Annotated in this window: 12 protein-coding genes; 4 read left to right on the top strand and 8 right to left on the bottom strand. The window is 72.7% G+C overall.

Features of this window, described 5'->3' with window-relative positions; all coding sequences use genetic code 11:
• Nucleotides 1-13: 13 nt before the first annotated feature.
• Nucleotides 14-859: an LLM class flavin-dependent oxidoreductase gene (locus WN71_RS29280; protein ID WP_046589496.1), complete on the bottom strand. Its 846-nt coding sequence runs from the start codon at nucleotides 857-859 to the stop codon at nucleotides 14-16.
• Nucleotides 860-1,000: 141 nt separating this feature from the next.
• A complete protein-coding gene (locus WN71_RS29275) occupies nucleotides 1,001-2,020 on the bottom strand; it encodes an aldo/keto reductase (RefSeq protein WP_046589498.1) in 1,020 nt (339 codons plus the stop codon).
• Nucleotides 2,021-2,218: 198 nt separating this feature from the next.
• Between WN71_RS29275 and WN71_RS29270 the strand changes: the two genes are divergently transcribed.
• The 3 genes from WN71_RS29270 to WN71_RS29260 all read left to right on the top strand — a co-directional run bounded on the left by WN71_RS29270 (nucleotide 2,219) and on the right by WN71_RS29260 (nucleotide 5,003).
• Nucleotides 2,219-2,854, top strand: coding sequence for a TetR/AcrR family transcriptional regulator (locus tag WN71_RS29270; RefSeq protein WP_046589532.1), 636 nt, complete (start codon nucleotides 2,219-2,221; stop codon nucleotides 2,852-2,854).
• Between the two features lie 222 nt (nucleotides 2,855-3,076).
• Nucleotides 3,077-4,375, top strand: a complete 1,299-nt coding sequence (locus tag WN71_RS29265; RefSeq protein WP_079178198.1) for an MFS transporter — start codon at nucleotides 3,077-3,079, stop codon at nucleotides 4,373-4,375.
• A 40-nt stretch (nucleotides 4,376-4,415) separates the two neighbouring features.
• Nucleotides 4,416-5,003: a TetR/AcrR family transcriptional regulator gene (locus tag WN71_RS29260; RefSeq protein ID WP_046589500.1), complete on the top strand. Its 588-nt coding sequence runs from the start codon at nucleotides 4,416-4,418 to the stop codon at nucleotides 5,001-5,003.
• A gap of 49 nt (nucleotides 5,004-5,052) precedes the next feature.
• On the opposite strand, the gene WN71_RS29255 is transcribed toward WN71_RS29260, so the two are convergent.
• The 4 genes from WN71_RS29255 to WN71_RS29240 form a co-directional block, all read right to left on the bottom strand.
• Complete coding sequence (locus WN71_RS29255; protein ID WP_240529807.1) at nucleotides 5,053-6,060, bottom strand: BUD32 family EKC/KEOPS complex subunit; 1,008 nt, start codon at nucleotides 6,058-6,060, stop codon at nucleotides 5,053-5,055.
• A gap of 121 nt (nucleotides 6,061-6,181) precedes the next feature.
• Nucleotides 6,182-6,517, bottom strand: a complete 336-nt coding sequence (locus tag WN71_RS29250) for a hypothetical protein (protein WP_046589504.1) — start codon at nucleotides 6,515-6,517, stop codon at nucleotides 6,182-6,184.
• 74 nt (nucleotides 6,518-6,591) lie between these two features.
• Nucleotides 6,592-8,514 (bottom strand): molecular chaperone HtpG, encoded by a 1,923-nt coding sequence (gene htpG, locus WN71_RS29245; protein ID WP_046589507.1) that lies wholly within the window; start codon nucleotides 8,512-8,514, stop codon nucleotides 6,592-6,594.
• 201 nt (nucleotides 8,515-8,715) lie between these two features.
• Nucleotides 8,716-10,365, bottom strand: coding sequence for a penicillin-binding transpeptidase domain-containing protein (locus WN71_RS29240; protein WP_046589509.1), 1,650 nt, complete (start codon nucleotides 10,363-10,365; stop codon nucleotides 8,716-8,718).
• Nucleotides 10,366-10,711: 346 nt separating this feature from the next.
• Here WN71_RS29240 and WN71_RS29235 point away from each other — a divergent pair, with 346 nt between their 5' ends.
• Entirely contained in the window at nucleotides 10,712-12,373 is a 1,662-nt protein-coding gene (locus WN71_RS29235) for an FAD-dependent monooxygenase (protein WP_071369893.1), read from the top strand.
• Nucleotides 12,374-12,391: 18 nt separating this feature from the next.
• Here the strand turns inward: WN71_RS29235 and WN71_RS29230 are convergent, their stop codons facing one another.
• The gene (locus tag WN71_RS29230; protein WP_071369892.1) at nucleotides 12,392-12,877 is read right to left on the bottom strand and encodes a hypothetical protein; all 486 of its coding nucleotides are present in this window, start codon (nucleotides 12,875-12,877) and stop codon (nucleotides 12,392-12,394) included.
• A gap of 105 nt (nucleotides 12,878-12,982) precedes the next feature.
• Nucleotides 12,983-13,435 carry a DUF5707 domain-containing protein gene (locus WN71_RS29225; RefSeq protein ID WP_046592673.1) on the bottom strand — a complete coding sequence of 151 codons (453 nt, stop codon included), beginning with the start codon at nucleotides 13,433-13,435 and terminating at the stop codon, nucleotides 12,983-12,985.
• Nucleotides 13,436-13,661 lie beyond the last annotated feature (226 nt).

Raw genomic sequence — 13,661 nt, 5'->3', positions numbered from 1 at the left:
CGTCACGCCATCGTCACGCCGCCGCCGCGCCGATCACCTCGTCGCTCACCCATCGCGCCACGCCCGGCGGCCAGGGGGCGGGCAGGCCGAGGACGATGTGCCGGAACCCCGCGCCGACGGCCTCCGCGACGGCGGCACGCCCGGCGCCCGGGGCGTCGTAGGACACGGGCAGGTGGATGGAGCGCGTGATGGCGGCGGGATCGCGGCCGATCTCCGCGCAGTACCGGTCGAGCAGTGCGCTGCGGCTGACGGCGTCGTCGATGTCGCCGCCCGGGATGTTCCACAGATCGGCGTGCTCGGCGACCACGCGCAGCGTCGCGGAGGAGCGTCCGCCGATGAGGAGGGGCGGGTGCGGACGCTGGACGGGCTCGGGGCTGCCGAACGCTCCGGTGAGTCGGTGGTGGGCGCCGTGGAAGTCGAACGGCTCGCGCTCCGTCCACAGCCGCCGGACGACCGTGCAGGCCTCGGCGAGGCTCGCCACCGCGTCGGCGGAGTCGGCGAAGGGCAGGCCGTGGGCGGCGTACTCGCGCCGGGCGAGCGGATGGCCGGGCCGGGACCCGACGCCGATGCCGAAGTCGAGCCGTCCGCCGGAGACATGGTCGACGGTCGTGGCGATCTTGGCGAGCAGGGCGGGCGGCCGGAACCGGTTGCTGGTCACCATGACGCCCAGGCGCAGCCGGCGCGTGCTCGCGGCGAGGGCGGCGAGCAGGGTCCACCCTTCGAACGCCGGCCCGTCGGGGTCGCCGAAGATCGGCATGAGGTGGTCGTACAGCCAGGCGTGTTCGATCGCGGGGATCTCGTCCGCCTCGCGCCAGACGCGCAGGACGTCGTCGTAACGCACCTGTGCGGGCGCGGTCATGATGCCGATGCTCGGCCGGGTGGTGGGCAGGGAGGTCCTGGGAGGCGTGGATCCTTTCCCCTACGGCGGCCGTCGAAGGACAGCGGACGAAGGACGACGGACGACGGACGACGGACGAAAGGCGGCGGAGAGCGACACGCGTCATCGGCGGCGGAGCGCCGGGTCGAGCAGTGCGGGCGGCGTGTCGAACTTCTCGTGGGGGGCGAGGTCCGTGCCCGGTGCGACGATCTCGTCGATCGCGTCCAGGACGTCGGCGGGGAGCACCGTGTCCGCGGCGGCGAGCTGCGCGCGCAGGTGGTCCGGTGTGCGGGGGCCGATGAGCGCGGCGGTCACGGCCGGGTGCGCGGTGACGAATCCGAGGGCGAGCTGGATCAGGGTCAGGCCGGATTCGTCGGCGACCACGGCCAGTTGCTCGACCGCGTCGAGCCTGGCGCGGTTGGCCGGGACGCCGAGGTCGAAGCGGTCCGACAGGAAGGTGGAGCGGTGGGTGGTGATGGCCCGGTCCGCGCGGACGGCGCCGGACAGCCACCCGGAGGCGAGCGGGCTCCACGCGAGCACCCCGAGCCCGTACTCCTGCGTCACGGGCAACACATGGGCCTCGATGCCGCGTTGAAGGATGGAGTAGCTGGGCTGCTCGGTGACGTAGCGGCTCAGGTGGTGCTCACGGGCGGCCCACTGGGCCTGGACGATGCAGTGGGCGGGGAAGGTGGAGGAGCCGAAGTATCGGATTTTTCCCGCACGCTGAAGGTCCGTCAGAGCGGACAGCGTCTCCTCGTCGCCGGTGTCGGGGTCCCAGCGGTGGATCTGGTAGAGGTCGACGTGGTCCACACCGAGGCGGCGCAGGCTGTCGTCGAGCGCAGTGACCAGCCAACGGCGGGAGCTGCCGCGGTGGTTGCGTTCCTCGCCCATCGGCATGGTCGCCTTGGTGGCGAGGACGATGTCGTCGCGGCGCCCGGCGACGGCCTTGCCGACCATCTCCTCCGATTCGCCTTCGCCGTACATGTCGGCGGTGTCGATGAGGTTGATGCCGCCTTCGAGGGCGGCGTCGACGAGGGCGGTCGCCTCGTCCTGGGTGGTGCGTCCGATCCGGCCGAAGTTCATGGCGCCGAGCGCCAGCGAGCTGACGCGCACACCGGTGCGGCCGAGGATGCGGTACTGCATGGGATGCCTCCGTCGAGGTGACGTCATGGGTGCCGTGAGAGGTGCCGTGAGAGGTGCCGTGACACGTCACCTGTGACGGCACAGGTGACCAGGCCGTGCTGTCCTGGCATCATGGGCAAGTAAGCGGAACAACGTTCCGGTACGACGATACGGAACACGGTTCCGTTTATCAAGCGGACACGGAGGCACGGCGTGGGCATGAACGACGGCGAGGGCGCGACGGCGGGCGCGGGCAAGAACTCGGGGCGCGCGGCGGACGCCGGGGGCGCACCACCGGCCGCTCCCGCCCGCCGCAAGGACGCCCGGCGGAACAAGGAGGCGCTCCTCGACGCCGCCGCCGCGGTCTTCGTGACCTCAGGCGTCGACGCCCCCGTGCGCGACATCGCCGCCCGCGCCGGCGTCGGACTCGGCACGATCTACCGCCACTTCCCCACCCGGGCCGACCTGATCATCGCGGTCTACCGGCACCAGGTCGACGCGTGCGCCGAGGCCGGCCCCGCACTCCTGACGGAGGCCGCGACGCCGTATGCCGCGCTGGAACGCTGGATCGGCCTGTTCGTCGACTTCCTGGTCACCAAGCACGGCCTCGCCGCGGTCCTCCAGTCGGACACCGCGGGTTTCGAGACCCTGCACGCCTACTTCCTGGACCAGCTGGTCCCCGTCTGCGCCGCGTTGCTGCGGGCCGCGGCCGACGGCGGCGAGATCCTCCCGGACCTGGACGCGTACACCCTCATGCGCGGGGTCGGGAACCTGTGCGTGGGCGCCGAGAGCGACCCCGCCTACGACGCCCGGCGCCTGGTCGCCCTGCTGATCGCGGGCCTGCGCCGGACCTGATCGCGAGCTTGATCGCAGGCCTGCACCGGACCCGATGGCGGGCCCGCGCCGGACCCGATCCCTCGCCGGACCCGATCCCGCCGACTTCGAGAACCGGGGAATAGACAGACCTGTCCACCGGTTGACCAGCCCAGGTAGACAGACCGGTCTACTCAGCCAGCGAGTGGCCTCCCTACGGCGGCCGCCCCGGCTCCGGCCCCGCGAAGGATGCCAAGGATTCCGATGAACCTCCTCGCCCCGCACGCACCCGGCACGACGGCGCAGCGCCGGCCGATACCGCCGCGCGCGGCGTTCTACGTGCTCGCCTCGATCGTGGTCTCCTTCCTCGCCGCCTCCAGCGCGCCCACTCCCCTGTACGCGACCTACCAGGCCGAATGGGGCTTCACCCCCATCACCACCACCGTCGTCTTCGGTGTCTACGCCATCGCCGTCCTGTCCGGGCTGCTCGTCCTCGGCAAGCTGTCCGACCACGTCGGCCGCCGCCCCGTGCTGATCGCGGCGATCGTGGCGCAGGCGGCCGCGATGCTGCTGTTCTCCTCGGCGACCGGCGTCGGTGAGCTGCTGACCGCACGCGTCGTGCAGGGCCTGTCCACCGGTGCCGCCCTCGGCGCGGTGGGCGCCGCGATGATGGACCTCGACCGTGCGCGCGGCACGCTGGCGAACGCCTTCACCCCCGGCCTCGGCACCGCGACGGGCTCGCTGGTCAGCGGCTTCGTCGTGCAGTACCTCCCGGCGCCGTCCCACACGATCTATCTCGGCCTGCTCGCGGTGTTCGCCGTCCAGGCGGTCGCCGTCGCCCTGATCGACGAGACCGTCACCAGGGCACCCGGCGCGTGGACCTCGCTCGTACCCGAGATCGCGCTGCCGCGCCGCGTCCGCGGCCCCGTGCTGGCGGCGGCGCCCGTCGTCTTCGCCGTCTGGGCGCTCGCCGGGTTCTACGGCTCCCTCGGTCCGTCCCTGGTCCGCGGCCTGGTCGGCTCGACGTCCGCGGTCTACGGCGGGCTCGGCCTGTTCGTGCTCGCGATCGTCGCCGCCACCTCCGTGCTCGCCCTGCGCAGGGCCGAGGCCCGCACGGTGATGTACACCGGCATCGGCGCGCTCGTCGCGGGCGTCGCGCTCACCCTGCTCGCCATCGGCTCGGGCACGCCGTGGCTGTTCTTCGTCGGCACGGCCGTCTCCGGCCTCGGCTTCGGCAGCGGCTTCCAGGGCGGCATCCGCACGGTTTTGCCGCTGACCGAGCCGCACGAGAGCTCGGGCGTGCTGTCCCTGCTGTTCGTCGTCTCCTACCTCGGCATGGGCGTCCCTTCCGTCGCGGCCGGCGCGCTGGTGGTGCACGGCGGCGGTCTGGTGGCCACCTCGGAGGAGTACGGCGCCGTGGTGATCGCCCTGGCCCTGCTCGCGCTCGCCGCGCTGCTGCTGCGGGGCCGCCCGCAGGCCGCTGCGGGAGTGCTCGTCGCCTCCGGCGGCACCGGGCGGCGCGCGCCCGTGGCCGCGGCGGAACAGCCGGAGCGGGTGGCCTGACAGCCCCTACACTGATGAACCGTCCGAGAAGGTGAGCGTCATGACCAGGACCCCGAGTGCGAAGGCCCCCACGGCCCGCGAGCGGCTGCTCTCGGCCGCGGACGAGCTGTTCTACGCGGAGGGCGTGCAGACGGTCGGCATCGACCGGATCATCGAGCACGCGGGGGTCGCGAAGGCGTCGCTGTACAACACCTTCGGCGGCAAGGAACAGCTCATCCGTGCCTATCTCGACTCCCGGCACGCCCGGATGAGGGAGCGGCTGCTGCGCGGCGTCGAGGGGGCCGGGTCCCCGCGCGAGCGGCTGCTGGCGGTGTTCGACGCGCAGGGCGAGCTGTTCACCCGGCGCGACTACCACGGCTGCGCGTTCGTCGCGGCCAGCGCTGAGGCCCGGCACGGCAGCGCGATCGAGGAGGCGTCCGACGCCTACCGGGCGTGGGTGCGGACGCTGTTCACCGACCTCGCGCGCGACGCCGGTGTGCCGCAACCGGAGACGCTCGCACGGCAGTTGCACCTCTTGTACGACGGCGCCGGGCTGTCCGCGCGGATGGACCGCGACCCCTCGGCCGCCACGGCCGCCCGCGCGGCGGCGGCGGTCCTGATCGACGCGGCCCTGGCGGACCGCGCCTGACCCGGACCGCACCCGGACCGCACCTGATCCCGCCCGGTCCGGGTCCGGGTCAGCCGTCTGCCACGGGCTCTCGTCGCCCCTGCCCCGCACCATCCGCCATGGCCCGCCGCAGCGCGTCCGCGGGGAAGGGCGTCAGCTTGCTCTCCTCGAACAGCCGCCGGAAGAAGTCGTCGAGGACCGTGGCGTGGGCGGCGTGCCGGTCGAGCAGCGTCGCGATCGCGCACGGTACGGCGGCGGGCCGCCGGCCGTCGGCCCAGGCCCGGAGCAGGGCGCCCGGGTCGGTGGCGGATCCCAGCCCCGCGGGCAGATGGTGGCGGAGCAGGTGGGAGGGCGCGTAGGAGCGGTCGTAGAGAAGGTGGGCGGTGAGGAAGTCGCGCTCCTGCCGGGAGAGTTCGAAGTCCCGGCTCAGGGCCAGGCCGAGGTCGGCGAAGTAGATCCGCCGCCCGTCCGTGAGCACGTTGGCGAAGTGGGCGTCGAAGTGGACCAGTCCGCGCGCGCTCATGAACTCCGTTCCGCGCCGCAGCTCCTCCTCGGCCCAGCGATGACGGTCGCCGTCGGCGTCCTCGGCGAGCAACTCGCCCAGGGTGTGCGGCACATGCTCCAGAAAGAGCACCAGAGCGGCCGACGACCGCCCGATCTCCTCGAGCCTGTGACGCACGGCCGCGGAGCCGTCCCAGTGCGCGACGGCGCCGTCGACGCCGCCGAACGCGTCCGCGAAACCGGTGGGCGCGTCGTCCGGCAGGACCCGCCAGTGGTGGAGCAGCGGAAAGCCCGGGTACTGCCCGCTCAGCACCCACCCGGTGGTCATGAGGTGCGCGGCCAGCTCCCGCCAGGCGCCGAATCCCGCGGAGCCGATGCCGTACTGGTAGAAGAGCGGAAGCCCGAACAGGTTGGCGGTGGAACGCACGTTGTCCGGCCGCTGCTCGACGGAGGTCAGCGGCACGCGCTTGACGAAGACCCGCACGCCGTCGACGTCCAGCTCGGCCGTCCTCCCCCCGATCCCCCCACCGAGACCCCGCGCGCCGGCGACGACGTCCGCGAGCCGCCGGTCACTCATCAACGACAGCCGCGTCCCCACACCGACATGAGCGAGCACCCGCTCGCCGTGATCCTCCTCGCCACCGGAGCCGTACGTCGGTGTGATCGCCCCGCCCGCGGACGCGCCGGGCGTCCGTCGCTCACTCCGGATGGGCGATCGCCTCCTTCTGGAGTTGTACGGCGGCCAGCAGGCTCAGGCGTGGGTCCGCCTGACGCAGGGCCTTGACCGCGGCGACCGAGGCGAGGTCGCCGGTGTAGCCCGCGGCGGTCAGCAGGTCGCGGGCCCAACGGGCGCGGATCTGGGCGTCGGTGGCCTCCGCCGTGGACTCGACGAGCGCGACGGCGCGTTCCAGCGCCGCGCGGTCCTCGGGCGGGGCCTCGGCCAGGGCCCGCCGCAGGGCCGCCGCGACCACGTCCGCGTCCCGGACCGTGATCACGGCGTTGTGCTTCCTGTTGAGACCCGCGATGACTGACATGGCCTCAGCCTGCCAGCCGTCCGGGCCCCCTACCAAGCGACTTGAGCAGCATCAGAGGGTGGCGGGCCGGCGGGTCACAGCGTGCGCTCCAGCCGCTCCGCCACGAGCTTGACGAACCGCGCCGGTTCCTTCGGCTGGCCGCCCTCGGCGAGCACCGCGAGGCCGTGCAGCAGTTCGGCGCTGTCGGCGAGCCCGGTGTGGTCGTCGCGCTCCTGGTACTCCCGGTTCAGGCTCTGCACGAGGGGGTGGCCGGGGTTGAGTTCCAGGATCCGCTTGCTGCGCGGGACTTCCTGGCCCATCGCGCGGTACATGTTCTCCAGCGCCGGGGTCAGGTCGTGGGCGTCGGAGACCACGCAGGCCGGAGAGACCGTCAGCCGGGAGGACAGGCGCACGTCCTTGACGTCCTCGCCGAGCCGCTCCTTCATCCAGCCGAGCAGCCCGGCGTACTCCTCGGCCTGCTTCTCCCGCTGTTCGTCGCCCTGTTCGCCGTCCTGCGGGTCGAGGTCGATCTCGCCCTTGGCGACGGACCGCAGCCGCTTGCCGTCGAACTCGCCCACGGCGTCGACCCACAGCTCGTCGACGGGGTCGGTGAGCAGCAGCACCTCGATGCCGCGGGCCCGGAACGCCTCCAGGTGCGGGGAGCTCTCCAGTGCCTCACGGGACTCGCCGGTCATGTAGTAGACGGCGTCCTGGCCGTCCTTCGCCCGCTCCACGTACTGCGCGAGGGTGGCCGGTTCGTCGTCGGAGTGCGTGGTGGCGAAGGTCGCGACGGCGAGCAGGGCGTCCTGGTTGTCGGCGTCGCCGAGCAGGCCCTCCTTCAGGACGGCGCCGAACTCCCGCCAGAACGAGGCGAAGTCGGCGGGCTCCTTGGTCTTCATCTCCTTGAGCGAGGAGAGCACCTTCTTGGTCAGCCGGCGCTGGATCATGCGGATGTGCCGGTCCTGCTGGAGGATCTCGCGCGAGACGTTGAGCGAGAGGTCCTGCGCGTCGACGACTCCCTTGACGAAGCGGAGGTACGGCGGCAGCAGTGCCTCGCAGTCGTCCATGATCAGCACGCGCTTGACGTACAGCTGGAGGCCGCGTGCGGCGTCCCGGGTGAACAGGTCGTGCGGCGCGTGCGCGGGCAGGAACAGCAGGGCCTGGTACTCGAAGGTGCCCTCGGCCTGGAGGCGGATCGTCTCCAGCGGGTCCCGCCAGTCGTGGCTGACGTGCTTGTACAGCTCGTGGTACTCGTCGTCGGAGACCTCGTCGCGCGGGCGGGCCCACAGGGCCTTCATCGAGTTCAGCGTCTCGGGTCCGGACCCGCCCTCGCCGTCGCCGTCCCCTTCGGCCGGGCCCTCGCCCCGCTGCGGCACGAGCCGGATCGGCCAGGTGATGAAGTCGGAGTAGCGCTTGACGATCTGCTTGATCGTCCGGTCGGAGGTGTAGTCGTGCAGCTGGTTGTCGGGGTCGGCCGGCTTGAGGTGGAGCGTGACGGAGGTGCCCTGCGGCGCGTCGTCGACCTTCTCCAGGGTGTACGTGCCCTCGCCGCGGGAGGACCAGCGGGTCCCGGTGTCCTCCCCGGCCCGCCGGGTCAGCAGGGTCATCTCGTCGGCCACCATGAAGCCGGAGTAGAAGCCCACGCCGAACTGGCCGATGAGGCCCTCGGCGCCGGACGCGTCCTGCGCCTCCTTCAACTCCCGCAGGAAGTCGGCCGTACCCGAGTTGGCGATGGTGCCGATGAGCTTGCCGACCTCGTCGTACGACATCCCGATGCCGTTGTCCCGCACGGTCAGCGTGCGGGCGTCGGCGTCGAGGGCGATCTCGATGTGCGGGTCGGCGGTGTCGGCGTCGAGCGCGTCGTCCCGCAGCGCGGCCAGCCGCAGCTTGTCGAGCGCGTCGGAGGCGTTGGAGACGAGCTCCCGCAGGAAGACGTCCTTGTTCGAGTAGACCGAGTGGATCATCAACTGCAGCAGCTGACGGGCCTCTACCTGGAACTCAAACGTTTCGGTCGGCATGTCTGGCGTGTCCCTCACAGGTACCTGGGTCTCCGGAATCGGGGCGACAGTCACTCTAAGCCACCGGGCGGGCACTCGGTGGACGGAGTCCGTTGTCCGGGTCCCCGACGGCGGCCGCCCGCCGGCCCGCCGCCCCGCCGCTCAGGCGACCCGCGGCCGGGCACGCGCCTCAGCGCGCCCGCGCCTCAGCGCGCCCGCGCCTCAGCTCCGCGTGAGCAGTTCCCGTACGACGTAACCGGCCGAGTCCACGCCCGAGCTGCCGCCCTCGACCAGGGCCGCCACCGCGATCTGCGAGTTGTACGCGGTCAGCCAGCCGTTGGTGTGGTCGCCCTCCTCCGCGGTGCCCGTCTTGGCGCCGACGCCGGCCAGGCCGCCGAGCCGCGGCGCGGCCGTGCCGCTGGTGGCGACGGAGCGCATCATCGTCTGCAGGTACCCGGCCGTGCGCGCGGAGATGGCGCGGGGCGCGGTCTGCTGGTGCTGGTCCGGCAGGATGACCGGCTGCCGGAACCCGACGTTGCGGACGGTGGCCGCCACGGACGCCATGAACAGGGGCGTCGCCGTGACCCGGCCCTGCCCGATGAACTGGGCCGCCTGGTCGCCGCCTTGAACGTCGTCGGGGATGCTCGGGTCGGTGGTGGCGACGCCGCCGCCGATCGACCAGCTGCCCATGCCGAACACGTTGACGGCCTCGTTGTGCAGGGCCGAGGCGTCCCCGCCGTTCACGAGGTAGTGGAAACCGTCCTTGATGAAGGCGGTGTTGCAGGAGACGGTGAACGCCTGGGCGATCGTGGCCTTCTCGTTGGGCTTGACCCCGGCGTCGTTGTGGAACAGCTGGCTGTTGGCCATGAGGGAGTCCGTGCAGGGCGCCGGGCTGTTCATGGTGAGACCCGCCTGGTCGAAGAGCGCGGCCGAGGTGATGATCTTCATCGTGGAACCGGGCGACTTGATGCCGTTGATGGCGATGTCGCCGTCGTCGCCGGTGTGCGCGATCGCCAGGATGTGTCCGGTGCGCCAGTCCAGCGCCACGGTGCCGGCGGGCTTCTGCTGGAGGTGGGCGTCCTTCACGGCGCTCTCGGCGACCTCCTGCAGATGCGCGTCGATCGTGGTCCTGACGACCGGGGACTTGCCCTTGACGAACACCTTGAGCGTCTCGACGCCCGTGCCGTCGCCGTCGACCACCGCCACGCCCGTCCCGGTGGTGCCGCCCTTGGGGGTGCCGTTCTTGCGGATGGAGGCGACGATGTCGGTGAGCGAGGGGAACGTGGAGAGGTCGGTCTTCCCGTCGCTCGCGACGACCTTCGCCGAGCCGGCCCCGGCCGGCAACTCGCCCGCGGTGAGCGCCTGGTCGCCCTGGAGGCCGGGGTAGAGCACCGAGTTGTTCCAGTGCACCGCGGCGTCGCCGTCGGTGTCCTGGAGGACGGCGACCGCGCTCGGATAGCTCCACGTGCCGCCCTTCACATGGGCGGTGACGTCGAAGGTGACCTTCGTGGCGCCGACGGTGGCCGTCGAGGGGCCCGCGGAGCGGACGTCGGTGAACGAGAGCTTTGTCAGGCCGAGGCCCGTCTTGTAGTCCGCGAGCGCCGAACTCGCCGCGCCCGGCTGGTCGGTGTCGCTCGCCGCGCCGTCGAGACGCTGCTGGGACCAGCTGTCGAGGAAGGCCCGGGTGAGCTTCTCGGCCTTCTCCGCGGAGGGCGGCGACTTCGACACCGCCGTCTGGCTGAAGCCCTGTCCCGCCCCGTCGCCGCCCGTCGCGGAGGTCAGTCCGTGCAGGAGGTTGTAGGTCCCGAATCCCCCGAGCACGAGCAGAGTTGTACACGCACCGGCCACGCCCACCTTCGCAGCTCTGTTCATGAACTGGATCGTACGTATGTGCCGCCTGTGCATTGTGCGTGCAGAGGGAAACCGTTATCGGACCGTCAGACGACGAACGGACGAGCCGGAGCAAAAGGGAATCTCCGCTGGCGGGGACCGGTTCGTGCAGCTCCGGGGTCCGCGCCCGCCGCGGTCTCCCGCCCGCGCGCTCCCGTGCCGGGCCCGGCCGGCCCCCGCGGCCGCGGCCTCCCGCACCCGGCGCGGTAAGCGCGTGCTCCCGTCCCGAATCGACGCCGGGACCGCTCAGGGCGACCATGGAACGGGGACCGGTCCCGGCTCGGGCACAGCGGGCAGGCACAGCGAGCAGGCACGTACGGGAGGCACCGTGGCGCACACCCCGACGACGGACGTACTGATCGCCGGAGCCGGCCCGGTCGGCCTGAGCGCCGCGGCGGAGCTGCGCGCGCACGGGATCGGCTGCCGGCTCGTCGACCGGCTCCCGGCCCGGCTGCCGTACGCGAAGGCCGTCGGCATCCAGCCGCGCACCCTGGAGATATGGGACCGCATGGGGCTGGTCCGGTCCGTGCTGGAGTCGGCGGTGCGGATGCGCGGGCAGTTGGTCTACGTCAACGGGCGGGAGGCCGCCCGGATCGATCTGGAGCTGCCGCCCGAGGTGCCGTACGCCTTCGCCGCGCTGCCGCAGTACGAGACCGAACGTCTCCTGGAGGAGTACGTCGCCGGGCTCGGCACGGTCATCGAGCGCGGCACGCAACTGCTCTCGTTCACGCAGGACGAGGACGGCGTCACGGCCCTGCTGCGCACCGCGGACGGGGCCGAGGAGGAGCAGCGCGTCCGCTATCTGATCGGCTGCGACGGCGCGCACAGCACGGTCCGCAAGGGGCTCGGCCTCTCCTTCGAGGGCGGCGCCTTCGCCGAGGAGTACATGCTGGCCGACGTCGAGGCCGACTGGGACCTCCCACACAAGTACGCGGTGCGCTCGCTGCACCGCACCGCCGACGGCGCCACCGACGACCTGCTGGTGTGCATCCCGCTGCCCGGCGGCCCGCGCTACCGCATGTCGATGCTGGTCCCGCCCGAACTCGCCACCCCCGCACGGGGCCATGAGGCCGCGCCGGCCGACGGGGTGACGCACGGGCTGACGGGCGGCGAGCGCAACGTGCCCGAACTGGGGCACATCCAGGCCGTCGTGGACCGTCTCGCCCCCATGCCCACCACCGTCTCCGACCTGCGCTGGTCGTCGGTGTTCCGGATCAGCCACCGCATCGTCGACCGCTACGGCGCGGGCCGCGTCTTCGTCGCGGGCGACGCGGCCCACATCCACCCGCCCACCGGCGCCCAGGGCATGAACACCGGCATCCAGGACGCCCACAACCTCGCCTGGAAGATCGCCCTCGTCCTGCGCGGCGAGGCGGGCGAGGGACTGCTCGGCAGCTACGACGCCGAACGCCGCCCGATCGGCGAGGAGGTCGTGGGCCGCACGGTGCAGCACGCCCGCCAGGGCATGGAGGCCGACCCCGACGACCCGGCGACGCTGATCATGCGGGAGGCGCAACTGCTGCTCGGCTACTGCGGCGGACCGCTCACGGGCACCGTCCACGGACCGCTGGACGCACCCCAGCCCGGCGACCGGGCCCCCGACTGCGGCGGGCTGACCGCCACCCTCGCCCGCTATCCACTGCGGCTGCTCGACGTGACGCGCGGCCGCCCCGGGCACGTCGTGCTGCTGTACGGCGCCGATCCGGCCGAACTCGCCGAGGCGGCACGGGCGTCGCAGGGGCTGCCGCGGCCGGGGGCCGAGGTGCACCTCGTCGCCGTACTCGCCGCGAGGGCCGCCCGTGAGCTGGCGGACAGCCTGCCGGTTCCCGGATTCCACGACTCCGAGGGGCAGTTCGCCGCCCTGTACCGTCCGGACGGGCCGACCGGTCTTGTCGTACGGCCGGACGGCTACCTCGGGGCGCGCTTCCCGCTCGCCGATGCCGCGAACGAACTCGGCGCCTGGTTCACGGACTTGTCCCGCCCCGGCTGAGCGGCAGGGCCCTGCGTCTCACTCCGGGGCCTCGATCAGCGGACCGCCGATCCGTGTGCGGACCGCCGGCTGCCGGCGGTCGAGGCCGCGGCGGGCGGTGTTGACGAAGTCCATCTGCGCCGCCGCCAGTTCGGTCTGCAGGCGGGTCCAGCGGGGCCGCCCCGCCTCGCCCTCGTGCACGACCCGCTCCAGCGCGTTGAGGACCTCGCCCAGCCGTCCCGCGGCCGCGACGACCTCCTCGTCCGCCACCAGGCTCAGCGCCGCGAGGGCGCCGCCCCACGGCGCCCAGTCCACCTGGGTCACCGGGTGTTTCCCCAGGTGGGCGCCGCGCAGGTCGAACTCGACCCGGGTGTAGGCGCGCAGCACCCCGGCGTACGCCTGGGCCTGCGCGTCCTTGAGCCAGTGCCGTTCCTGTGCCCGGCGGGAGAGCAGGGCGCCCGCGGCCACCCCGGCGAGGGTCGTCAGCACCCCGCCCACGGTGGAGACCACCACGGCCCACGACATGTCCCCGCCTCCCCGTGCCCGCCTCGCCGTCGCCAGAGGACCACCGTGCCCGCCCGGCCGCCGTCAGGTGACGACCGTACTCGCTCGGGTCGTGGCCCGTCCGGGTCAACGGACGCTGAAGTCGGCCGCCTTGGTGTCCAGGGTCGTCGTGCCGTCCTTCGCGGTCACGAGCACGGCCATGTGCCAGGCCCCGTGCGGGGACGACGCGGCATCGGCGGCCGTCACCTTCACGGAGAAGGTGCAGTGCACGGTGTGCCCGCCGGCGGGCTTGCAGACGGCCTGGTCGGCATCGGCCATGTCCTTGGCGGTCAGCCCCATCTTCGCGAAGGACGAACTCTTCGGCCAGGGAAGAACGTTGACCTTCTTGACGCCGGACGAGGCCGTGGCGTCGGTGGCGAAGGTCAACGAGCCGGCCCGGTCGCCGTCGGGGGCGGTGTAGCGGGCCGTGGTGTGTGCCAGGGCCGGTGACTGGTCCCCGCCGTGCGCGAAGGCGAAGGCGCTCGCGCCTCCGAGGGCGACGACACCGGCGGCCAGGGCAACAGCAGTACGTCGGGACATGACGGATTCTCCGTAAGGGTCTCGGCTGGATCGGGCCGGCGCACCGGGCGGCGCCGCTGCACCGATCCTCGCCGCGCACCAGCCGGCCGGGCATGAGTACGCGCACTCAAGCGGGCCTGAGTCGGCCGCCCCGGCACCCGGCCCGACAGCCTGGTGATCCAGATCACGACGGGGCGTGTCACAGGCGGGCGGGCCGTCTCGTCCCAAGGGGTGTCAGCACCTACGA

The sequence above is a fragment of the Streptomyces mangrovisoli genome, assembly GCF_000974985.2.
GTDB lineage: Bacteria > Actinomycetota > Actinomycetes > Streptomycetales > Streptomycetaceae > Streptomyces > Streptomyces mangrovisoli.
This window is presented reverse-complemented; position numbering and strand designations above follow the sequence as displayed.